The 23,323-nt window shown below is 40.9% G+C and carries 21 protein-coding genes; 5 read left to right on the forward strand and 16 right to left on the reverse strand.

The features are described 5' to 3' along the window. Positions 1-2: 2 nt before the first annotated feature. Together BUB03_RS11190 and BUB03_RS11195 are read right to left on the reverse strand one after the other, a co-directional pair. Positions 3-5,441, reverse strand: coding sequence for an N-6 DNA methylase (locus BUB03_RS11190; protein WP_073063080.1), 5,439 nt, complete (start codon positions 5,439-5,441; stop codon positions 3-5). After that, entirely contained in the window at positions 5,431-5,865 is a 435-nt protein-coding gene (locus BUB03_RS11195) for a DUF1896 domain-containing protein (protein ID WP_073063083.1), read from the reverse strand. Before BUB03_RS11195 ends, BUB03_RS11190 begins: the two co-directional genes overlap by 11 nt. A 171-nt stretch (positions 5,866-6,036) precedes the next feature. Between BUB03_RS11195 and BUB03_RS11200 the strand changes: the two genes are divergently transcribed. Beyond that, positions 6,037-6,213, forward strand: a complete 177-nt coding sequence (locus BUB03_RS11200) for a histone H1 (RefSeq protein ID WP_073063086.1) — start codon at positions 6,037-6,039, stop codon at positions 6,211-6,213. Between the two features lie 35 nt (positions 6,214-6,248). Here the strand turns inward: BUB03_RS11200 and BUB03_RS11205 are convergent, their stop codons facing one another. From BUB03_RS11205 to BUB03_RS11230, 6 genes are all read right to left on the reverse strand, one after another. Continuing rightward, positions 6,249-7,133, reverse strand: a complete 885-nt coding sequence (locus tag BUB03_RS11205; RefSeq protein WP_073063089.1) for an ORF6N domain-containing protein — start codon at positions 7,131-7,133, stop codon at positions 6,249-6,251. 38 nt (positions 7,134-7,171) lie between these two features. Continuing rightward, the gene (locus BUB03_RS11210) at positions 7,172-9,250 is read right to left on the reverse strand and encodes a type IA DNA topoisomerase (RefSeq protein WP_073063092.1); all 2,079 of its coding nucleotides are present in this window, start codon (positions 9,248-9,250) and stop codon (positions 7,172-7,174) included. A gap of 2 nt (positions 9,251-9,252) precedes the next feature. Next, on the reverse strand, positions 9,253-10,704 hold the full coding sequence (locus BUB03_RS11215) for a DUF3945 domain-containing protein (protein ID WP_073063094.1): 1,452 nt from the start codon (positions 10,702-10,704) through the stop codon (positions 9,253-9,255). A gap of 100 nt (positions 10,705-10,804) precedes the next feature. Continuing rightward, the gene (locus tag BUB03_RS11220; protein WP_073063098.1) at positions 10,805-11,086 is read right to left on the reverse strand and encodes a helix-turn-helix domain-containing protein; all 282 of its coding nucleotides are present in this window, start codon (positions 11,084-11,086) and stop codon (positions 10,805-10,807) included. Positions 11,087-11,091: 5 nt separating this feature from the next. Further along, positions 11,092-11,445: a helix-turn-helix domain-containing protein gene (locus BUB03_RS11225; protein ID WP_073063101.1), complete on the reverse strand. Its 354-nt coding sequence runs from the start codon at positions 11,443-11,445 to the stop codon at positions 11,092-11,094. A 251-nt stretch (positions 11,446-11,696) separates the two neighbouring features. After that, the gene (locus BUB03_RS11230; protein ID WP_073063103.1) at positions 11,697-12,542 is read right to left on the reverse strand and encodes an RteC domain-containing protein; all 846 of its coding nucleotides are present in this window, start codon (positions 12,540-12,542) and stop codon (positions 11,697-11,699) included. Between the two features lie 397 nt (positions 12,543-12,939). On the opposite strand from BUB03_RS11230, the gene BUB03_RS11235 reads away from it, so the two are divergent. After that, positions 12,940-13,542, forward strand: a complete 603-nt coding sequence (locus BUB03_RS11235) for a Crp/Fnr family transcriptional regulator (RefSeq protein ID WP_052352591.1) — start codon at positions 12,940-12,942, stop codon at positions 13,540-13,542. 429 nt (positions 13,543-13,971) lie between these two features. Further along, positions 13,972-14,316, forward strand: a complete 345-nt coding sequence (locus BUB03_RS11240; RefSeq protein WP_040995112.1) for a mannan-binding lectin — start codon at positions 13,972-13,974, stop codon at positions 14,314-14,316. A gap of 75 nt (positions 14,317-14,391) precedes the next feature. Here the strand turns inward: BUB03_RS11240 and BUB03_RS11245 are convergent, their stop codons facing one another. Continuing rightward, entirely contained in the window at positions 14,392-15,174 is a 783-nt protein-coding gene (locus tag BUB03_RS11245; protein WP_073063106.1) for a helix-turn-helix domain-containing protein, read from the reverse strand. Positions 15,175-15,247: 73 nt separating this feature from the next. Here BUB03_RS11245 and BUB03_RS11250 point away from each other — a divergent pair, with 73 nt between their 5' ends. Continuing rightward, positions 15,248-16,450, forward strand: a complete 1,203-nt coding sequence (locus BUB03_RS11250) for a CynX/NimT family MFS transporter (RefSeq protein ID WP_073063109.1) — start codon at positions 15,248-15,250, stop codon at positions 16,448-16,450. A 60-nt stretch (positions 16,451-16,510) separates the two neighbouring features. Here BUB03_RS11250 and BUB03_RS11255 read toward each other — a convergent pair whose 3' ends face one another. Beyond that, positions 16,511-17,218 (reverse strand): DUF421 domain-containing protein, encoded by a 708-nt coding sequence (locus tag BUB03_RS11255; RefSeq protein WP_083538920.1) that lies wholly within the window; start codon positions 17,216-17,218, stop codon positions 16,511-16,513. A 66-nt stretch (positions 17,219-17,284) separates the two neighbouring features. Continuing rightward, positions 17,285-18,049, reverse strand: coding sequence for an MBL fold metallo-hydrolase (locus BUB03_RS11260; RefSeq protein ID WP_073063114.1), 765 nt, complete (start codon positions 18,047-18,049; stop codon positions 17,285-17,287). A gap of 90 nt (positions 18,050-18,139) precedes the next feature. Here BUB03_RS11260 and BUB03_RS11265 point away from each other — a divergent pair, with 90 nt between their 5' ends. After that, the gene (locus tag BUB03_RS11265) at positions 18,140-18,457 is read left to right on the forward strand and encodes a winged helix-turn-helix transcriptional regulator (protein ID WP_040995119.1); all 318 of its coding nucleotides are present in this window, start codon (positions 18,140-18,142) and stop codon (positions 18,455-18,457) included. Here the strand turns inward: BUB03_RS11265 and bioA are convergent. From bioA to BUB03_RS11290, 5 genes are all read right to left on the reverse strand, one after another. Further along, on the reverse strand, positions 18,411-19,736 hold the full coding sequence (bioA, locus tag BUB03_RS11270) for an adenosylmethionine--8-amino-7-oxononanoate transaminase (protein ID WP_073063117.1): 1,326 nt from the start codon (positions 19,734-19,736) through the stop codon (positions 18,411-18,413). The genes BUB03_RS11265 and bioA overlap by 47 nt on opposite strands. A 176-nt stretch (positions 19,737-19,912) precedes the next feature. Continuing rightward, positions 19,913-20,899, reverse strand: a complete 987-nt coding sequence (gene bioB / locus BUB03_RS11275) for a biotin synthase BioB (protein WP_073063121.1) — start codon at positions 20,897-20,899, stop codon at positions 19,913-19,915. A gap of 2 nt (positions 20,900-20,901) precedes the next feature. Further along, the gene (gene bioD / locus BUB03_RS11280; protein ID WP_073063123.1) at positions 20,902-21,516 is read right to left on the reverse strand and encodes a dethiobiotin synthase; all 615 of its coding nucleotides are present in this window, start codon (positions 21,514-21,516) and stop codon (positions 20,902-20,904) included. Positions 21,517-21,573: 57 nt separating this feature from the next. Then, a complete protein-coding gene (locus tag BUB03_RS11285; RefSeq protein ID WP_073063125.1) occupies positions 21,574-22,674 on the reverse strand; it encodes an aminotransferase class I/II-fold pyridoxal phosphate-dependent enzyme in 1,101 nt (366 codons plus the stop codon). Next, entirely contained in the window at positions 22,667-23,290 is a 624-nt protein-coding gene (locus BUB03_RS11290; protein ID WP_073063128.1) for a hypothetical protein, read from the reverse strand. The genes BUB03_RS11285 and BUB03_RS11290 overlap by 8 nt, the downstream gene beginning before the upstream one ends. Positions 23,291-23,323: the final 33 nt, after the last annotated feature.

Below are 23,323 nucleotides of genomic sequence, written 5' to 3' on the forward strand. Positions count from 1 at the left end.
TTTTATAATGTCCCACGAGACAAATGAATACCTTTTGTCCGTACAATATTCTCCGAATTGTTTGGCGTTTCTTTCTGCTTTTCTACCTGCTCCGCAGGCTCTCTTTTAGTTTCCGGCGTAATGGATAACTGTATCTTTCGCTCAACAGCAGCAAGTTCCGTTTTAAGTTCGCTCAATCTGCCTTCTTTAGACCACGTACCGTTTACCACTTCTTGAAGAATGGGCAGGTCTTTTTGTATCTCCGCAATTTTCTTTTGTTCCTGCTCGATATAGCCGGGCAATTTCTCCAGTGCGTTGAGGAAGTTCATAGCCGCCAGCTTTTCATCTTTGGCAATCAGACCGTTATTGTAGGTGTATTTGATATTGCCCTCGCCTTGTACCAAAAATCGGTTTACCCGTATATCCACGCCCTCCTTTTCGGACATTTCGGTTTTTACCAACAGCGTAAATCCGTACAAACTACCGATTTCTTCATACTGACCTCCGGTGCGGGCTTTGTCCGCAAGCTGGTTGAGCTTTGCACCGATTTGTTTAATATCCGCATTGGGCGGTAAACCGTCCAACTGTACAGGATTTGCAATTGTACCGTCCGAACGTTTTTGTATGCGTTGCTGTAAGTTTTCCCAATCGAGGTTCATTCGGTTGAAACGGGATTGCGTGCTATCCAACAATTCCGTATAATCTTGCACCTTGTATTTGGCACTGAACTTGGAACGGTTGAACGCTTGCTTTTCGCTTTCCAACCCGGCAATCTGTTTCTCCAATTTGGCTTTATCTAACAGGTCTGTATTTCCTGATAGGATAGCCACGTATTCCGAAAAGTTCATTCCCGATTTTTCATCCATACTGCCCTCGTCAATGGTACGTTTGCCGAGGTTATTGTTTTTTAATTGGTCTATAAAAAGTTGCTTATTGTACAACAGGTTGAACTTATAACTATCCAATGATTTTTCAACGGCATAGATGATTACATCTACTTTGTTGTTGGCAAAGAACTTGGCAATCTCATTGCCTTTGCGGATTGCCCGACCGTCCCTTTGGGCAAGGTCGCTCGGTCGCCACGGCGTATCTAAATGATGAATGGCAACGGCTCTTTTTTGTGCGTTTACGCCTGTTCCCAACATACTTGTAGAACCGAACAGCACACGGATTTTACCCTCGTTCATTCCTTTGATAAGTTCCTTACGTTGCTTATCATTTTTGCCCTCCTGTATAAAACGGATTTCGTTTGCGGGTATGCCGTGGTCTTCCACGAGCTTGCGTTTGATTTCGGAGTACACATTCCATTCGCCCGGCTTGTATGTTCCCAAATCGGAGAAAACGAATTGCGTTCCTTTCTGTGCGTTGTATTGGTTGTAATACTTGGCAATGTTTGCCGCACAATACGAAGCCTTATTATCGGGGTGGTCATCATACGCACCGCTTACCATCCGCATATCCAAAGACATTTTGCGGGCGTAGTCCGTTGCGATAAGCATCTTTGCTTTTTCTTCGCTTTGTGATAAAGGTTCTCTTCCTAATAAGGTAGCATTTCCTGTTTTGGCAAACTCCATTAGCTTTTTGATAAAATCTTCCTGGTCGGGAGTAGGCGTTATGTTATACAATACCTCGTTCTTGTTGGGGCGGTCAATGCCTATATCTTTTGCCGTTCGGTAATCCGTGATTTCCGAGTAGAATTGTGCCAGCTCCGGCACTTTGATAAAGTATCGGAAACGCTCTTTTGCTACAATGTTGTTAGCAACCGAAAATTCATAATCGGTCGTTTTCCTTGCATAAATAGCAGCCCACGCATCAAAGGAGTTAATGCCCTGTTTTGCCAATGCCCGTGGTCGCAGGTATTTGAACAATAAATAAAGTTCAGTAAGTGAGTTGCTGATTGTTGTTCCCGAAAGAAAGGTCGCACCCATATCCGATTGGGTACGCTCCTGTATGGTTCGGATTGCAAACAGTAGGTTCAGTGCCTTTTGGCTTCCCTGTTGATTGCCCAATCCCGCAACCCTTGAATGCCTTGTGTTGAACATCAGGTTTTTGAATTGGTGGCTTTCATCAATAAATAAATGGTCTATGCCCATCATTTTGAAGTCCACAATGTCATCTTTGCGGTTTTCAATATCGTGTTGCAGGGTTTTGAGCTTGACTACGAGGTTGTCTTTTTGTTTTTCCGCTCCTTTGAGCATCCATTGCGTTATGTCATCGCCTTGACTTCGCATAACGTCAAGGTTTTCCTCTACGCTGTCCAATTCGTCTTGGAGAATTTCCTTTTGTATCTCGGGCGATTGGGGTATCATTCCGAATTGGTCGTGTGTCAATATCACGCAGTCCCAATCATTGTTTTTTATATCGCCAAAAATCCGCAGGCGTTTTTCGGGCGTAAAATCATCAACGCCGGGATAGAGGATTTTGGCGTGGGGATAAGCGGTGCGGTAGGCTTCGGCTATTTCGGGAATATTGGCTTTCAGCCCGATAATCATCGGTTTATGAGCCATTCCCAAACGCTTCATTTCCTGTGCACCTGTACACATTATCAACGTCTTTCCTGCACCTACTTCGTGGTCGCAGATAGCTCCGTTGTTGAGCTTTATCATCCAAACGGCATCTTTTTGGCTCGAATACAGGTCTTCAATGCCTAATCCCTTGCGGTCTAATCCCGGAAACTCCTGATGTGAGCCGTCATAGTCCGGTCGGACGAAGCAGTTAAAGGTATCGTTGTATTGGTCGGTCAGCCTTGTTTTGAACTCATCGTTTTGGGCGTGAAGCCAATCGGTAAAGGCGGTACGGATTTCGTCAATCTTGGTATTTGCCATTTGTATGGCTTCCATATCCCGCACCTTGACATCTTTGCCATCAACCGTTATTGTTTTTGAAATATCGGGTGTGGTATTGACAAGGGCGTGTTTGAGCAGGGCAATCCCGTCATACGTCCGGCTTTGGGCTTTGACCGCATATTTGTCCCAAATATGTACGTTCTTCTGTTTGCAGGTTACGGAAAAGTCATCGGTACTATCGGCATAATGGATATGCACTTCTGCCTCGAACAAGTACGAAGCAAATCGGGCGTAAATGCCTGTGGGTATCCATCGTTCGCCGAGATTAAAATCGAGTTCCTCAAATTCGATACGTCTTGGTCTTGCTTCCTCTAATACGGTAAGGCTTTCTTTGGCTTGGGCATCATCGGGATTGTTTTCGAGGTAGGCTCTTACTTCATTGGCTTTCTCCACTACATTGCCTGCAATCCAGCGTTCGGATATTTCATATTCCTTTTCTAATGGATTGTAATAGATACGACCGTGTAAGGCTTCTTTCAAAGTATCGGCAGGCATACCGCTGATTTCGGACATATAGTCCAAATTCACGCTTCCGTATTTGTTCAGCGAAGCCGATAAGGCTTCTTCGGGATTGTCCGTTGCTATGGTTGCAATGGAGAAACTTACAGGACGGTTGAATATATCCGCTTTGTGTATCACGCCACCAATGACACGCTCCAAATAGGGCATTTCTTTACCTGCACTGTCCGTTTTGATAAGTTCGATGTTTTTAGCATCGTTGAGATTTCCGTATCTTTTTACAAAGGCATTGTAAAGGCTGTTGAGGGTTTCCCGTTCGTCTTTATGTTCAGTGTGTAGTTCCGCTTCTTTGTTGTAAAGCTGTTGGTAAACATCACGTACAGCTATGTACGCTTCGGCTCTTGCTTTTTGCAAGGACGGTAATTGTAGTGGGTGGAAAACAGCCGTACCGTCTATTGTATCAACTTCTTGCAGATGACCGACCCAACCATTGTCCACAACAAGGCAGTCGTTTCGGTGGAACGGTTGCAGTTCGCCACAGTACGGAGCAGGTTCGGGAATAGTATTAGGAACGGTTACGGGAATGGCTGGCGTGTTCGCTTGGCCATTCCCACCCAAACCCGAAAACAGGAAGCCATTGGCGACCTGTTTTTTGCCGTTTATTTGTGATGTACCGTTTGTAGCTCCGTTAGATTTTGGCGGTGTATAAGACTGTTGCATCGCACCACCGAACAGGTCGGTTTGACGACCTATTGTACCCCGTCTTTTTTTAGTAGTTTGTCTTTTGGCTTGTGTGGTTCTTTTGGGTGGAGCAACCACCATTACGGGTTCATTCGCATTTTCAAACAGGTCAAAAATGCTCAATTGTTTTAATTCCTGCGGGCTTTCTCGATGAATGACCGGAGTTGGTGTAGGTTGTGGCTTTTGTTGAATGATAATAGGTTCGATTACTGGAGGCGTTACCTTTGGCTCAATCGGAATTTGTATTATAGGTTCATCATTCCGTTCGCCTTTGTACAAATTCAAATTCAGGTGCTTTCCAAAATCTTCTGAAAGCATTTGCTTCAAATCTTTGGCAATGCCCTCAGCTCCGTCCTTATGTGTATAGATGATTGCAGGTTGTCCGTAGGGGTCGGTATCAATTTTACGGTCGGTATGGATTACCCTCGTACCGTTCTGAAAGAAAGCATTGCTTGGCGTACCGTATTTGGTCTGTTTACTTTGGCAAAACAGTTCTTCCGTTTCGGTCAGACCTTGTTTTGCCGTATTCTTTTGCAGGATAATCAAATCGCTACCTACTTCCGTACCAGCATAATCGGTAAACAGGTTGTTGGGCAACCGGACAACCGAAACCAAATTATTTTTCTCCATTAACGCCCTGCGTATCGGCTCATTCTTCGGGCTGTTTAAAACGCCTTGCGAAGTAATGAACGCCTGCAAACCGCCCTCACGGAGCATATCATTTCCTTTCAGAAAGAAGTAATTATGAATGCTTCGGGCTGCCTGTACTTTTGCACTGTTCTTGCTTCGGGAAAAGGATAAATCAAACACGGAGGTATCGCCAAACGGAATATTACTTGCGACTACATCATAGCTGTTTTGTTCCTTTTCGGGGATTTCCTCAAAACCACTTATACGGATAGTACTTTCGGGATAAAGCTGTTTTAAAACCTTACCTGTCAGCAAATCCTTTTCATAAGCAGTAATTTTGGGTTGTTGGTTTTCGGAAAATGATTGTATAAATGAGCCGATACCTGCGGAGGGTTCAAGAAATTTCTGAATATTTACACCACTTTCACGCAAGGTTTCGGAAATCGCATCAATGACCTGTGGCGGGGTATAAAAAGCCGTCAGTACGGAGCTTTTCATACTATCCACATACCTGCGGTATTGCTTATCGTCTTCGGAGTTTTCTTTGAGCAGTTGGTGGAGTTCCTGCGTAATGGGGAATAAATCGTGGTCGGTTTTCCGCCAATGGTTGATGTCTATTTCGTCCGTTATGGGGTTCAGAACGAATTTAAGACCGCCAAATCCGCTGTAACGCATCAATGACAGTCTTTCGCCTACGGAGGCTTGTCGTTTCTCCTTTTCCAATGTAAAAGCAATCCGCAGCGCATCAATATTCTGTTGGAGGTGTTGCTTTTTACTAAAGCCCATTTTCCTCTATCCATATTGCAATTGCCCCGGTTATTTCGGTATAGAGCAGGTCAAACTCATAACCGTATGCAAAATCATCGGTTAGTGTATATCTTAGAAAAACAGGCTTGCAGACAGGGAGCATTTTAAGGGCGAACGGTCGCAGTTCTTCATCAGCCATCAGGGTATCAAACTCATTGCAGACCACTTGGAAAACCGTATCAAACTTGGAAAAGTGCAGCCCCTCGAAAAGTATGTAATTGGCTATTTCGTTGCATTGGTCGATAGCATTTCCGGAGCGAAACGCACCCTCGTAGGCATTGGCAGCCCACGATGAACGCTGGTCTATAAATTTTTGGTCGTTGGCTTTTTCGGGGAAGCTACTGTTTAATAGTTCTTGCAGTCGTAATCTGAAATACGACAAGTCTTTTTGCTGTGTACTCATACTATAATTTTGTTTAGAATTTTATTTAAAGCCTAAAATTATAGCGGTACATAAGTGTCTCTGAAGAAGTGGCAGGGTTTGGCGTTGAGAGGTAGGATTTGGCGTAAAGTGACAGGATTTAAAGGCAGAAAGTGTATTTTTGCCTGTTATAAATTTTAATCCATTATCATAATGAACGAACTAATTGAAAAAATCAACGCAAGCTATGAAGCGTTGAAAGCTGATGCAGAATTACAGGCAGAAAAAGGGAACAAGGCAGCAGGTACGAGAGCCCGAAAGGCTTCTCTTGATTTGGAGAAACTTTTAAAAGAGTTTAGAAAGGCTTCTTTGGAAACATCTAAAGCGTAACAATAAACCCTCCAAAATCGGAGGGTTTATTGTTGTTACTTGTTTAAAATTTGAAGCATTCTGCCGACCTCAATATCCATTCTCGAAAAGGCAAACCATTTTTTACCCAGGTCTTTTAGCGAAGCTCCAATATGGTAAAGTTCCGTTTGGTCAATAATCAAAAAACGGTCGTGAGCATCAGAGAAAGTCTTAATATCAATCGGAGGATATTGGCTGTTATAGCGTTGCAGGTCTAACCGTAACTGATTGCTGATGTTTTTGGTATAAATTGTTGCGGTTACGTTGTCATTGCGTTTGCCCAATAAGGTCAGTACTGTATCGTCCACATAATTATCCAACAGAATAATGGAGTTTTTGGCACTTCGGATAATATCGGAAACAAAGGTATAAGCATCAAAGACCTGTCCGTTGTAGAAAATACCTTTTTCGCTGTGGAGCTTATCGCTTTCCAAAGCCTTAAATATTTCCTCAAATTTTTGGTCGGCTTCTAATTGTTTCAGTTCTATATTGTCCAAACGATGAAACAGCGAAGCATTGCTGATGAGTATTTTTCGCATTTCTACAAAGGCATTCATAATCTCAATACTGACCTTTATGGCTATTTCTGAACGGAGTACCGAAGCCAGCATCGCTATTCCTGTTTCAGCGAAAACATAGGGTAAATAACGTCTTCCGCCATAATTCAAACTTGAGGTCACAAATTGTGACCTCAAGTTGATAGCATCAAATTCATCCTGTGTCAATTGAAAACGGAAATTTTCGGGAAAACGCTCTTCATTACGTTTTACTGCCTGATTGAAAACCTTGGTTTCCACTTGATAAATCCTTGCGAGGTTACTGTCCAACATCACTTGTTTGCCCCTTATGGTGTATATCAGGTTTTCAATTTCCTTTTGTGCTATTATAAGTTTATCTGTCATTATTACATTACAAAGAGGTTTTCCAAAAGCTAATATAGCTATTTCTTCTTTTTCTTCTCAAACTCAAAAGAGGTTTTGCAATCCGCATCCAATACGATATAGGCATCGAATTTCTTTCCCGCCTTACTCGTCATTCCTTTGATAAGGGAAGTTTTGCCCTTATTGACAAGGTTTTCAATATCGGCAATACCAATTTGTACACCGCAGATATTACGGAACTGCACCCAACTACAACTTTCATCAGGACATTTGACAATCTTATCACGGATAATAAGCTGTTGGCTTTTGCATTTCGGACAGGTAAGTCTGGGCAGGTTCGCATTGGCAATGGAGGTATGCAACAGTTCATCGGTAATGGATTCCGCATAGGTTTCCATTTCTCTTTGGAACACTCTTGCATCAATCTCGTTATTTTCGATTTTCTGCAAAGCCAATTCCCATTCGGCGGTCATAGAAACGTCCGCAATTTTTCTGTCTTTTACCAATCCATACACCTGCAATCCTTTTTCGGTAGGGATTAGGGATTTCTTATCTCTTTGGATATAATTACGGGTAAACAGGGTTTCGATTATTGCGGCTCTTGTAGCAGGAGTTCCGATACCTATATTTTGCAGGGCTTTCCGTTCGTCTTCGTTTTCGATTTCCTTACCTGCGGTTTCCATAGCCGACAAAAGTCCGGCTTCTGTATATAGCACAGGCGGTTTGGTTTTCTTTTCCAAAACTTCGGCTTCCTTGATTTTAAGTTCATCGCCTTTTTTCAGGTCGGGTAAATCCTGTATCGGCTCTGTGTCTTCGTCCGAAAAAGCACCTTTTATCGAACGCCAACCAGCTTCCAAAACCTTACAGCCTTTCAACGTAAAATCATAGTGTGATGCTTCCATTGCTATATCGGTTATCTCTTTGATACAGGCTTGCGAAATGGCTTCGAGCAGTCTGAACGCAATCATATTATAAACCTTTGTTTCGTCTGCATTGAGGGCAGACGGTATCTTGTCGGTAATCAACAAACCGTGGTGGTCTGTTACACGCAAATCGTTTACAATTCGCTTATTAAACCGACCCCATTTCAATTTGGATGTAGCTTGTTTGAAACTATCATTGTCCTGTAATGCCCTTACGAGGTTGGGGATTTCAGCCCACATATCTTCGGGAATGTATTTACTTCCGGTACGGGGGTACGTGATAAATTTCTTTTCGTAAAGGCTTTGAGCAATATTGAGGGTTTGTTCGGCTGATAGGTTCAGCTTTTTGTTGGCTTCTTTTTGTAAGCCCGTGAGGTCAAAAAGCAGTGGAGGTTGCTCCGTTACATTCTTGCTTTCCACAGATACAACCGTAGCAGTGCCGTGTCTTTGGATTGAACGCAAGGTATCTTCTGCCAGCTTTTGTTCGTCCCATTTCTTTTTGGATATGCTTTTGAAATCAATATCCTCTTTATGGTGTAATAGCTGAATTTGCCAATACTTTTTAACCGAGAAATTCTTGTTTTCCAAATAGCGTTTGCAAATTAAAGCCAATGTAGGCGTTTGCACTCTGCCCAGCGAATAAATACCATTGCCTGCGGCTATGCTCAATGCCTGTGTAGCGTTGATACCCACGAGCCAATCGGCACGGCTTCTTCCTTGTGCCGCCTGATACAATCCGTCAAATTCTTTTCCGTCTTTCAGACTGTCAAACCCTTGCTTTATGGCTTTTTCGGTAAGCGAACTTATCCAAAGCCGTTCAAAGGGTTTACGGCATTTCAGATATTCATAAATGTATCTGAAAATAAGCTCTCCCTCACGACCTGCATCGGTCGCAACGATGATACTGTCGCTTTTATTGAATAGTTCTTTAATTACTTTCAGTTGCTTCAATGCTCCTGTATCGGCTTGATAGCCTTTGTCCTTTTTGACCTTACGAACGGTCAAAACAAACGGGTTCGGGAGTATGGGCAATGAAGCCTTGTCAAACCCCGAAATCCCGTAATCTTCGGGCATTCCCAAACCTATAAGATGTCCGAATGCCCACGTAACAAAATAGCCGTTGCCTGTCAGGTAGCCGTCCTTTTTATCGGAAGCTCCCAACAAGCTCGCTATTTCCCTTGCTACGCTTGGTTTTTCTGCAATGATTGTTTTCATAATTAACTCACTTTTCTACCTTTTGATTTTGCAGGCTTGTTTTGTTGCTCCTGTTGCTTTTCATTTTTTGGTCTTTGTTGCCCCGACTTCAAAGGCTCTTTGATGTTTTTGGTCGCTTCGTTGGTTTTGCCCTGCGAATTGACGGCAGTTTGCGTTTTGTGGGCTTCGGTAGGTTGTATTCTTTCCTTGTATTGATTAGGAAACTCAAAGCCTGTTTTTCCGGTGTCTTTGTTGAATGTGATGTAACCGTTGTACGTTTGCCCTTTCTTATCAACCAGACCTGCCATATACACGGTTTGACCCGCTTTGAAATCCTTGTACTGCTCATCGGTCAGTTCCTTGCCACGGAATGCTCTTGGAGCTTCCTGCGGTTGGCTTTGCTGATTGCTTTGTTGGTTATTTTGCTTTTGTCCGTTGGAGTTGCTACGGTCAAACAAAAATTCGGGATAGCGTTTTTCGGCATTGTACTGTACCGTTGCCGAGAACTCCGTTCCTTTTGTAGAAATCATACCCTCCAATTTGAGCGGTTTGCCCTCCATTAAGGTTTGCTTTTGTTCATCAGTCAGCTTCACACCCTTTATATCATCTTGAATTTTAATGAAATCCGTTCGCAGTGCGATTACATCATTGGTAAGCCTGTCAATACTGATAATAGACGGCATTAGTTCGCCTGTTTTAGAATTGATTAGATTAACCACACGCCCCATATTGCCTGTTTCGAGCAGGTTTTTCTTGTCCTCATCTGTAAACTTGTGTCCGAAGAACTCAAAGTGCAGGTTAGGTTCTTTTTTGATACCGTGTATTGCCACGATAACATTTCCGTCTTCGCCTTGCTGTAAAGACAGACGGGCATCCGTGCGGAGAATTGTACTACCGAGATTAATGCCAATCGGTAAAAGCTCATTAGTTTTGTAACCTCTTAATAAGGGGTCAAGCAGGTTTCTTTTTTCAAGATATTCTTTGCTCAATCCGAGATTTTTCATTGTGTCCCAATCAATCTGTTCCGGCTGGTAGCGGTATTCGCTTTTTTCCGGTGTTGTTTGTGTTGTTGCCATATCATTATTATTTTCTTGTTTATTATTCTCTTTTGTATCGGTTTTCACTTCGTGCTTTTTCATTTCCTTTTCGCCCTCGGGAGTAGGATTATCAACCTGTTTCTGCATTTCCTTTGCCTTTTCGATAGCTTCGGGTTCAGCTACCTTAAAAAATGAAAAGTTGGTCGGGTTTTTCAGTTGGCTGAAAAAGTTGGAGAAGAAATTGGAAAAGAAATCACCGTGTTTGTCCACACGCATAAACTGATTTTGGTTCTTTTTAGTTGGGTCAACGGTTTCCATTTTTCCGTTTTCGTCAATACTCTTTACAGCTTGGATTTTCATTTTTTCTTTATCCAACACCAATAATATGTCCGATAACTGTTCGGGCATTTCCTGTTTGTTCGTTGTTTCTTCGCTCATAATCTGAAAATTTTAAAGTTTTAGTGCCGAAAGTAAATGAAGTAGTTACTGTATAACTTGAAGTGGCAGTCAAAGGCAGTGTTTGGCACTCATTGGCTTTCTATTTGTTAAAACTATCTCTGATGAATTGATGTACATCGGATAGCTTGTAATACAGTTTTCCGCTTATCGTATAATAGGGTAGCTTTCCGATGGAACGATACCGTTGCAGGGAACGGTTACTGATTTTCAGCATTTGCAGTAAATCCTGATTATCCAACAATTCTTCGCCGTCAATACTGTTACGTTTCTTTTTTAAATCGTCTATATGGTCGCTTAACATATCCAGCCTGTCGATTAGTCGTTCCATCCACGATATAAATTCCATTCTGTCAATATTCATAGCACTTACTTTTTGTCTGTTTTCAGCTTTCTACCTTTTTCGATATAGCTTTTGCCCTTTGCCATTAGTTCCTGTACATACTCGTCACTACTCTGTATGGCATTAGCGTTGAGCATATCTTTGATTGCTCCAATGGTGTAGAAGTATTGTCCATAAATTTTGGAGTACGCTATTTCGCCTTTGGTACGCATACGCCATAAGGTCTTTTCGCTGATGTGCAGATATTGGCATACCTCGTGATTGTTGAGCCACAAGTCATTATAACTGGTGTCTTCCTGTCTTTTCAGGTAGTCGGCAATGGCGTTGATACGGCTGTTTAGCTGTTGCCACGCTTCTTCTTCAATAGTGATTATTTTCATCGCATTGCTTTTTAATGTTCACAATGCAAAATTGGTAAGGGTGGCAGAGTTTGTCCGCCAAGCCTCGCCAATTGGTTGGGTGGTTTTTTGAAAATTTTTGCAATCGGGCAAAGCCCTTTTCAGACAAGCATTTTAGGGGATTTGGTATGTTTTGTATTCGGCTATTGGAAGTGTTCGCCCATTGGCGGATATTGGCACAAAAAAAGCAGTACACTTTTGATGTACTGCTTTGAACATATCTAATAATATAGCTAAAGGTCTTTGTCCATATATTCTTCGAGGGACATTTTAAGTTGGTCTAAAAATGCTGTTCTTGAACCAGCTCTTGTTTTCATACGGTGGAAAGAATGATGAACGTCGTTTAACGGAGTTCTGAACAGCACTTGAAAAATTAAGGCTAATTTTCGGATGCCGATTTTTCCGTGTGCAATGGAATTTGAGGCATACAGGGCGTAAATCAGTTCGATAAGTGCATTTTGGGAATTAGTCCAAGAAATATCCTTGTTTGCATCTCCATTTATTAAAATCGCATCAGGATTTTCTTCGGGATTGATTTTGGTAAGCAGGTAAGTGTAGAGGAGTTCGTTGGCTATAATGTGGGCAATCTTGTTATCATAATAGGTAGAAAAGCTAAGGTCAATTTCAAATACGCCACTCTTTAATCCATCGTGGTAATTGATTTGACCGAGCCGGAAGTAAATATGGTCCCGGTCAATTCTGCAAGCCCGATAGTACCTATAAAAATCCTCGTTGCAGATACTTTCTTTATATTCTGCTTTCAGCGTTTTCAATAGGTTCTCGTAATAGCTTTGATGTATCTTACCATTACTCACGGGGCAGGTCGTTTCAATACGAAACACTTTATTATAGTAAATGAGCTTTCCTAAAACCTGTGGCTTGATATTCTTGAAAAAGTCAATCTCCTGCTGTTCATCCACAAAATTATCCTGCAATACTTTTGCTTTTATGCTTCCCAGCATTTCATTTAGGAATAAGGTCATTTGGTATGCCTCGTCTGCCGTTCGCATCATTTGAGAAGACAGGTCATCTTCCTGATGTCTAATTTGCGATAATATTTTACTCAACACGATTTCCATAGCATAGTCTTTTTTGAAGTTATCACTATTTGTTTCGGAATTGCAACTATTGTTGTATGCCAAAATTTGGAAATAATATTGAAACCAATATCACAGGCTCTCCCCAGTGTGGGAATTTTTTCAAAGATTTTTATATTAGGGGGATGAAAAAAGGGTAAAGCAGTAATATACTTTACCCATTAATTTATTACATTTGCAGTAATGATTTACAAGGTAATCAAATGAAAGCAAGTGCAGTAAGCACCATTACTAAATCGTTACCGATAAGGTTTTCAATTCTTGTAAACTACTCTTTATTAGCCACTTTAGGCTATATTAATCTTTTTTGAATAAAAAATTAAAAATTGTAGAGATAAACCAATTTAAATTTATTTTTGCAACTTCAGAACAGTTGTATATGCTTATGATAATAGATGAAGAACTTTTATTTTCGTCAGGAGCGGAGCTGATGAATTATGCAGCAAATGATATCATTTTTAAAGAAAATGATTATCCTAAATATTATTTTCAAATCAAATCCGGAACCGTGAAGATCAATAACTATCATGAAAATGGACGCGAAATTATGCATAGTGTGCCTTTTGATGGTCATTGCCTTGTGGAAAGCTCCCTTTTTACGGATAAACCATATGCTGTCAACGCAGTAGCAATGGGCAACTGTGAGATTATCAGGTTGGATAAAAATAAATTCCTGGAACTTGTCGGAAATTCACCTGATCTGCTTCTTAAGCTCTACAGCTATACTGCGGAACGGATGTATTACAGACATGTAATGCTGAACAATCTTTCTTCACCCGACCCCGGAACCAAAGTTAAGCGGGTAATGGAATGCCTGAAATCGTATAACCAGTTTACAGATAAGTATTCTTACCAGTTTCCATTTACCAGGCAGCATCTGGCTTCCCTTACCGGTCTATGTGTAGAAACTGTTATCAGGGTTGTGAAGAAAATGGAAAAAGAAAAAACAGTGAAAATCCAGAATGGTAAAATATTTTACTGATGTTTTTTTGAAATGAGTATTCAAAATGAATGGAGCTCATCCTAAGTACTTTTTATCCTCTTTAAATATATACACTTTTTTATCAATTTATGACAATGTATTATCAGGCAGGAATACTATAAATGGGAAGAAAAATAAGGTTAACCGGCACCCTATTTATAAATAGAATTAATAAATTTTTTAAAATTTATGCTTATAGAATGTTTTACATAATATAAATTTTATTTATATTTGTGGATCGAAATAATTTTTTTTCATCATTTGTGTTTTTTTAAGGTCTCCTCTAGGGGGCCTTTTTTTATGGTCAAATATGAAATGTATAGGTTATAGGTAAAAATACGGAAAGAAGAATTTGGTACTTTCTACTCTACTATATATCTCTTTAAAGTGACAACTTTGTAATGTTAAACAACTTAAAAACATTACACCATGTCAACATTCAAAATCAACATCATTGCAGGACCACTTTGGAGCAATGACGAAGCACAAAAAATCGGAGGCCGTATTGCTGCGGCACATTTAGGAAAATTCACAGGACAATGGAGCACTATTGTCGAAGGCCAGATGAGCGTTATCGAAGTTGAATACGATACACAGCCATCCGGAAGTACAGAGTATACAATGGACGTTTTGGCAGGACCGATCTGGAGCAATGAAGATGCTAAGGAAATATGCCCTTCCATCTGTGCTTCTTACGGAGGTACCTGGAACGGACAATGGACAACAGTCGTTGAAGGCAAAATGAGCGTTTGCGGATGCACATTCAAGTTCTAGAACTTACTTTAGATTAATATGAATCTCCGGGGAATCCTGGAGATTTTTTTGCTCCGTGATATTACTTTAGCGAAATTATTGCGTAGTCTTTATAAAATCTGTGGGCCTGGACTGCATCACAGACTGGAAACTTCTTGTAAATGCCTGAACACTTTTATATCCCACCGCATATGCCGTTTCCGAAATGGTCAGGTGTCCCGAGGTCAGGAGTTCAAGGCTTTTTATAATTCTCAGAATCTGCTGGTATTTGCTTAAGGTCATACCGGTTTCCTTTTTAAAGATACGTTCCAGGGTTCTTAAGGAAAGGCTTGACATTTCACTCAGATCTTCAATTTTTATTTCTTCACGATAGTGATTATGCAGGTAAGCAATGGGCTGCGACAACCGTTTATCCGCAGGAAGTCTGATATGAAGCTTCAGCGAATGTTCTACAAATTGCGGCAATTCATTGAAAAGTGCTTTTAAAAACAGCATTTCATCACGATTATGATCCATATTCTTTGACCATCTTTCCGAATACCTGATCATTTCCTTTAAAACAGGAGGAACTGAAAAAACATTGGTCTGGAGGTGAAAAGAACTGTCTTTGTCCACTTCTGCAAACATAATCATAAGCTTGATTTTCTCCGAATGCGAATTGGTTTTGTGTAATGCGCCGGGAGGAATCCACGCGGCATGATTCTGAGGGAGGAGGTACATTTTTCCCTCTACCGTAATATACTGGAATCCACTTTCGACATACACCAACTGCCCTTTTTCATGGGAATGAAGGATATCGTCATGCCGCCAGTCCTCTTCAAACCATACAAAATAAGGCTTGTCCAGTTCGTCAAGATTTATAGCATCATGTGGATTCATGTCGTTTTAAGTTAAAACTTTGGCAAAATTAAACAAATCAACTGAATTAATTTTGCCTTAAATAAATTATATCATGAAGAATCAAACAAGAAAAAATGCTTCTTACGTTTTAATGCTGATTAATGTATTGGTTGTAATTCTGGTTTCCAGTAATCTGAGATCCCCTATTATTGCTGTTTCTCCGGTCTTAGGCGATATACGCGAAGCATTGAACCTGAGCAGTTTTCAGGTCAGCATGCTTACTTCTATTCCTTTGTTTATGTTTGCCACCTGTTCTGTTCTGGTCAGCAGGTTTTCGCATCAGCTCAGCATCAGCAGATTCCTGATGTATTCATTGATTATTCTGAGCTTCGGATTATTCCTTAGGATTACAGGGTCGCTTTGGATGCTGTTTGCCGGTTCGGTGTTTATCGGTCTGGGAATCTGTATCGGGAATGTGGTAACTCCGGGATACATCAAAAACAATTTTCCTAAACAGATTGGTTTAATGACAGGAATTTTCGCCGTCTCTATGAATCTCACCGCTGCACTGGCTTCAGGCTTCAGCGTAAGAATTGGGGAATGGACAGGTTTCGGATGGCGCGGTTCACTCGGCATATGGCTGGTGATTGCCGGACTTGGATTATTTGTGCTTGTTCTTGAGCTGTTGTTTAATAAGAAAAATAAAAATCAGTCAAAAACGGCATTAACTGTTTCTGATTTTAATATGTTCAAATCTGCACAGGCATGGAATATCAGCCTGTTTATGGGATTGCAGTCGTTATTCTATTACTGTATGATGGCCTGGCTGCCTTCTTTTTTAACTGATTCCGATATGCAGGTTGAAAGTGCAGGCTGGGTCCTGTTTGCTATTCAGATCACCATGATTCCTATTGCTTTCTGTGCACCGATTATTGCCAGTAAAATGAAAGATCAACGGGTTCTTATCATTTTCATCTGTACATTAATGTTTGGAAGTACGATGATGTTTATCGGGCTGAAGATTCAATGGATCTATGTTAATGCTGTGATTATCGGAATCTCTAATGGTCTTTCTTTCAGCTTATCCATTCTTTTCTTTTCCACCAGGACAAAAAACAGTGCCAATGCTGTGAAAATATCAGGAATGGCTCAGTCTGTAGGCTATCTGATTGCAGCGTTCGGGCCTCCGGTCTTTGGAAAACTGCATGATTGGGACATTTCGTGGAAAAGTTCTTTTGGCTTTCTAAGTGTTGCTGTAATCCTTATGTTCTATTTTGGGATGAAAGCAGCCAGAAATAAGTGTGTGGAAGATTAAAATGATAAAGGTGGCTGTATCCCTGCAAAAGATACAGCCTTTAATAGTTCTGCCAGTTTTTTATGTGACTCTTTTCCTGCCGCTGGCTTCTACCCATTCATCTTTTTTGCATTTGGCACAGTTTCCGGCATTCCCTTCGGTTTTGGATTCCGTATGTCCGCAGAAAGTGCAGGAATAAAAACCTTCTTTCTGTATATTTTTCAAAGGATTTTTTAATGAATCAGGCATAATAGGAAGTCCCGGCTTCACCTGTTCATCTTCATAGTAAAATACACTGATCTCACCGGAAATCTCTTCAATAGCCATTTCTATCTGTCCAAGCTGAGAAACTCCCTTCAACCGGAGCTCTGCGAAAAATTCGTCACTTCCAAGGTTTTCCTTTTTAAAATTATCAATGGAAAATTCGCCATTCCGGATGAGACAGATAGAACTTCCTTCCACCAGCTTTTCGAATTTTTTACTTCTGCCGATAAAATAAGTAACGACGCTGTATAAAAGAATGATGATGATAAAAACAAGGATGGAAGAAATAATTCCTACATCTTTATTAAACATGGGGTCACCCGCAGCAGACCCCAGCCCTATGATCACCACCAGCTCAAAAATAGAAAGCTGCTTCACCCCTCTTTTACCCAAAACTCTAAGCCCGATGATGATAGCGAGAAACATAATGGCAGTACGGAGAATAATCTCTAAAAGAAAGGACCATTCTTCGTGGCCCAGGAATAATTCTTTCCAGTTAAGTTCCAAAAGAAATAGTGGCATCATAGACATTAATTTTTAAAAAACATCCAAAAAATACGCCATTCGGGAAACAAACTGTTTTTCAATCCATCAGTCAAGAGAGCGGGTTTCTCCGTCCTGCAAAATAAAACATCTGTCCTGAAGATTATTTTCATTGATTTTGTCCTTAATAAATGAACGGTTTTCCTTACAATGGCTCACTGCCTCAAGGTGAGTCACCCAAACATAAGCTTCCGGCGCATGCTTGCAAACCTTGATAATATCCGAAGCGGTCATTATTATAGGATCTCCCACCACAAAAGTAGCGGCACCTCCTGCCACTATGATATGTTGAGGCTGATGTCTGTCGATTTCAGCAGCAATACCTTCATACCAGATACTGTCCCCGACAACGTATATGCTTTTTTCTTCCGTTTTAAAAACAAATCCATTAACCACTCCCATTTTCTTTCCTATTTCTCCGGTTCCGTGACGTCCTTCCGTCATGGAAATATTGATGTTCTGCCAGGCAACAGCATCTTTAACAGGAATAATATTTGTAAAACCTGATTGTGAAATCTGCTCTGCGATGCTTTCCGGACATAAGAGCGGAATATTTTTATCTAAAATCTCAATGGCTTTTTCATCCCAGTGATCAGGATGAAGGTGAGTAACCACCACAGCATCAATTTCGGACAGCCTTTCTTTCAGTATTTCTTCAGTGAATGGAAGATTTACCAGTGGATTCAGCAATTCATTGTCTGTCATCGGGAACAGTCCCAGGGAACCTTTCTTTCCAAGCATGGGATCAATTAAAATGTTTTTCCCTCCAATCTGGAGTACTAATGTGGCATTGCGCCATAATTCTAGTGTCATTTTGCTTAATTTTGTTCCGTAAAACTAGGACTCAATCAGAGCTAAATAATAGACGGTTACCAAAAGGTTAACCATAAATATTTGTAACATATGAATTTTGAGGAATTTAAAAACTGCGGGCTCAGAAGAAGCCTGGATATTCTCTCCGGAAAATGGAAACCATTAATTTTTCAGAATCTTTTTGAAAAAGACGAGGTCCGTTTTATAGAATTGTGGCGCAATATGCCGAGGGTCTCCAAGAAAGTGCTTTCGGAACAGCTGAAACAACTGGAAGAAAATCATATGATCCAACGGATTGAAGTCTATAATTTCCCTCCTGAAGTTTATTACAAGCTTACAGATAAGGCCCGTGAATTGGGTCCTATTCTTGACCAGCTGCACCAATGGGGAAATGAGCTGGCTCACTAAAAAGGTTCAGAACGTCAAGAATAGTCTGATAAATAAAATCCAGCTCTTCTGAAGTGATGCAATACGGCGGAACCAGATACATGATATTTCCCAACGGACGCATAATGATTCCTCTTTGCAGAAATTCATCATAAAGAATTTTTCCGGTTTCATTAAAATAAGAGGTATTTTGCTCTGTTTTATATTCAAAAGCGAGAATAGTTCCGGTTTGACGTACATTTTCAACATTCGGGTGGAATGACAGAGTTTTCACAAAATCTGAATGCTGTCTGCTGATACGGTCAATAGCAGCCAAAGTTTCTTTTTTCAGTAAAAGTTCCATGCTCGCCAGTGCTGCAGTACAGGCCAGAGGATTTGCGGTAAAAGAATGTCCGTGAAACAAAGTTTTATATTTGTCATCCGATAAGAAAGCATTGAATATAGCCTGTGAACAGGTGGTGATTCCCATAGGCATTGTTCCTCCGGTCAAGCCCTTTGAAAAGCACATGATATCCGGATCTTCGGTAAGATGATCGGCTGCAAACAGTTTTCCTGTTCTTCCAAAACCTGTAAAAACTTCATCCTGGATCATCAGAATTCCCAGTTTTCTGCAAAATTTCATAAGTTCGTCAAGATGTTCAGCTTCATACATCAGCATGCCTGCAGCGCCCTGCACCAGCGGTTCATAAATAAAACAGGCTGTTTCCTCTGCTATATTCCCAATTTCAACTTTCAGACGTTCAATATTTTCAGCATTGGGGGTATCAATAAAAACCACTTCGAAAAGCATACTTCCGAAAGGTTTTGTCCATACACTTCTTCCGCTTACAGACATGGCTCCGAAGGTGTCACCATGATAAGCCTCTTTAAAAGCAAGAATCTTAGTTTTTTCATTTCCAAGATTGTAGGCATACTGGATACACATTTTCAGAGCTGCTTCCACTGCAGTAGAACCATTATCCGAATAAAATACCTTTTCCTGATTACCGGGAAGCAGTTTTAAAAGGTTTTCTGAAAGCTGAACAGCAGGCTCATGGGTAAAACCCGCAAAAATAACCTGCTCCAATGTATTCAGCTGCTGAGAAACCCGTTCTGCTATGTAAGGATGGGCATGCCCATGTAAAGTCACCCACCATGATGAAACAGCATCAATATATTTTTTCCCATCATCACCATAAAGATATGCACCCTTCCCCCTTACAATGGGAACAGGATCTCCTGCCGTTTTCATTTGGGTGTAGGGATGCCAGTTGACAGCTTTATCTCTTTCCGCAAGGCGGGATTGTAGTGAAGTATTCATATAGAATGTATTTATGATTATTTTAAAGGGTGAAATGGCAAAGAAAGCAGAAAAAGCTAAGGGATCGAATAAGCGATTATGTAAATTTGTTACTGATCATGAACAAGCAAAATTCAGTAACAAGCATCTGGTTAAATAACCCGAACCACTTTTATTCCGCATCCCGAAACTCAAAACTAACAACAAGTATTTTCCTTCATCTTCATCGGCTTCAGACCCAGTTTTTCCAGCATCTGCATATCTTCAGAAACACCGGGATTAGGAGTCACCAATAAGGTTTCTCTTTCTCCGGTGAAAATAGAATTGGCTCCTGCCATAAAGCACCATGCCTGCTCTGTTTCATTCATTTCGATGCGTCCTGCGCTCAGTCTTACCATTGAGGAAGGCATGACAATTCTGGCGGTAGCGATCATTCTTACCATTTCCCAGGTATCTACTTTTTCATTATCTTCAAGTGGTGTTCCTGCTACCCTAGCCAGCGCATTGATAGGAACGGATTCCGGATGCTTAGGCATAGTGGCAAGCGTTAAAAGCATTGAAATTCTATCCTTGTGTGTTTCTCCCAGACCGATAATACCTCCGGAGCAAACTGTTATTCCGGCTTTTCTGACATTATTAATGGTATTGATCCTGTTGTCGAACGTTCTGGTTGAAATAATTTCTTCATAATACTGTTCAGAGGTGTCAAGATTATGGTTGTAGGCATACAGACCTGCTTCCTGAAGGCGTATCGCCTGTTCTTCGGTAAGCATTCCCAGGGTACAGCAAACCTCCAGCCCCAGTTCATTTACTCCTTTTACCATATCAATTACCCTGTCGAAATCACGGTTGTTTCTTACTTCACGCCATGCTGCCGCCATACAGAAACGGGATGAACCGTTGTCTTTAGCCTTTTGTGCATGAGCAATGACCGTTTCTGTGGGAAGTAATGCCTGAACTTTAATATTGGTGTGATAACGGGCGGCCTGGCCGCAGTACGAACAGTCTTCAGGGCATCCTCCGGTTTTGATGGAAAGTAATGTGGAAATCTGTACTTCTGAAGGATCATGCCACTCACGATGAACGGTTGACGCCTTGTAAATTAGTTCAAGAAGAGGCTGATGATAAATTTCTTCTATTTCTTCTTTCGTCCAGTTGTTTCTGATGGTTGTTTTTTTGTCCATTATCATAAATTTGTTTTTGTTAATTGTTCTGCAGCGGCTTTGATGCTTTCTTTTGTGGGCCGATCCATTTCAGGAATGCGGATGATCCTGGTTTCTTTTTTTATATATCCGGTGATTACTCTTTCTGTATCCGGAGGAAAAGTTCCGTTTAGGATGAGAAATTGCAGTTTAATTTCTTTTTGATATAATGCCATGACAGAGAGCAAAGTATGGTTAATGCATCCTAAATAATTTCTCACCACCAATCCTACAGGAAGTGAAAGTTTTTCAATCAGGTCGATCATAAAAACGTGGTCAGAAAGAGGTACCATGAGCCCTCCTGCTCCTTCCACAATGAGATTGTTATCTGTTTTGGGAAGTTTAAAATTTTCAATGTCAATTTCAATATTTTCTTCCGCTGCCGATTGGTGCGGAGATGCAGCGAGCTCGAAACGGTAGTCTTCGGGATGGCAGATCGTGTTTTTCGTCCAATGCTCAATTTTATGGCTGTCGGAGTTGTCTAAGTCTCCGGATTGTACCGGTTTCCAGTAATCTGCTTTAAAATACTCTACCAAAACAGCTGAGCAGATGGTTTTTCCTACTTCGGTTCCTATGCCGGTGATGAATAGTTTGTTCATTAGTGTTACGGGTTTCGAGATTCGGGATATTTATTTGCTATCTTAGCTTTCTTTGCCTTAAACAAATTCCTTTATAACCCCTGCCATTTCTAAGATTTCCTCTTCGGTATTAAAACTGTGAAGACATATCCTGAGTCTTTCAGTTCCGGTTTTTACCGTCGGGCTATAGACCGCATAGGTTAGAAATTTTCTGGCGGACAATTTTTCCTGCAGAGCTTTAAGCTGATGATTGTCAGGAATTATGATGGCTTGTATCGGGCTTATTTCTGATGAAGATGTTTTTATATTCTGATTTCTGAAGATGTTTATATTCTGATGGAGTTTTTGCGGTAGTTCAGGTCTTTGTTTTAAAAAATCATAACCTGCTTTTATACTCAGCCATATAAAGTCCTGGGCAGCTGTTGTGTAAATAAACGGTGAGGCAAAATTCACTAAATAAGATTTTACGGTTTCATTACAAAGAATGGCAGCTCCATGAGCACCCAAAGCTTTTCCATAGGTTACTACAACGGCAAAAACATCGTTCTGCAAATTATATTTCTCAACCAGACCATACCCGAAAACTCCGAAAGCATGGGCTTCGTCTACAATCAATGCTGCGTTATATTTCCTGGCTAAGGCTGCAATGCCCTTAAGAGGAGCAAAATCGCCATCCATCGAATAAAGACTTTCTATAGCTATATAGCATGTTCCGGTCTGCCTTTTCAGGATACTTTCCAGATCTTCAGGATCATTATGTCTGAATTTTATTTTTTTTGCATAAGACATTCTGCACGCATCATGAACCGACCGGTGAATCTGCTCATCAATGATAATGGTATCGTGCCGGTCCGGCAATGCAGAAAACAAAGCCAGATTGGCATTGTAGCCGGAATAGAAAAGCAGCGCATCAGAATATTGATGCTGTTGAGCGATATAGTGCTCTACTTCGCTCACTATCATGCTGTTTCCGCTGATCAGTCTCGATCCGGAACTTCCTGAAAGCAATACAGGATTTTCCTGAACGCACCTTAGCAGTTGCTGTTGCAGCTCTTCATTTTTCGACAGCCCGAGATAATCATTGGAATAGAAATCAATACCTTTTAATCCAGGCTTTAATGTTCTCAGTATTCCTGCTTCTTTTCTCCGGTCAAGAGCCTCCTGAAATTTTTTAAGCATAATCCAACTGTGATACTTCCTCTGTTATAGCATTGATCCACTGATCGTGCAGTTCTTTTTCTATAATCAGAATATTTTCTGCATGCTGCTGCCATTCTGCAGAAAATTCGTTGAGCTGGTTAATCATTTCCTCAAGGTGTCCCTCTTCTTCCAGAATGATAGATTTCACCATAATTCTTGAAGCCTCTTTCGTTAAAACATCCTGATAAACAGGATACAGCTCATCTGCCCTAACCTCAATAGCATAGGTTACAAAAAGATAGGCGGCATATTTTAACTCTTCTTTATTTAAATGAAATGCAGTCTGAAGATACCTGCATGTTTTGATATCTAAAGAATGAAGGTATTGTCTGGTTGCAACCGGAGCCAGAAGCTCATCTGCTTCATAAGTTTTGCATAGTTCAGGATCTATTTTCCCGATCTGTTTTTTTAAATAATAAGCGTGGCGGTGTTCTTCCGCAGCGTGTTTCAGCTGTATAAGGGTAACGGAAACCGGATGTTCACACTTAGAAATTTTTCTGGCGCCGGCATTTTCCATCAATGAAAGTGTATTCAGCCATTTGGCGTGGGTTCCGTTGTCCTTTACAATTTTTTCAAGCAGTTGATGAAATTCCATAGTTTTATCAATTTTGGTTTGAGTTACGGGTTT

The sequence above is a fragment of the Chryseobacterium oranimense genome, from assembly GCF_900129755.1.
GTDB classification, from domain to species: Bacteria; Bacteroidota; Bacteroidia; order Flavobacteriales; family Weeksellaceae; genus Chryseobacterium; species Chryseobacterium oranimense.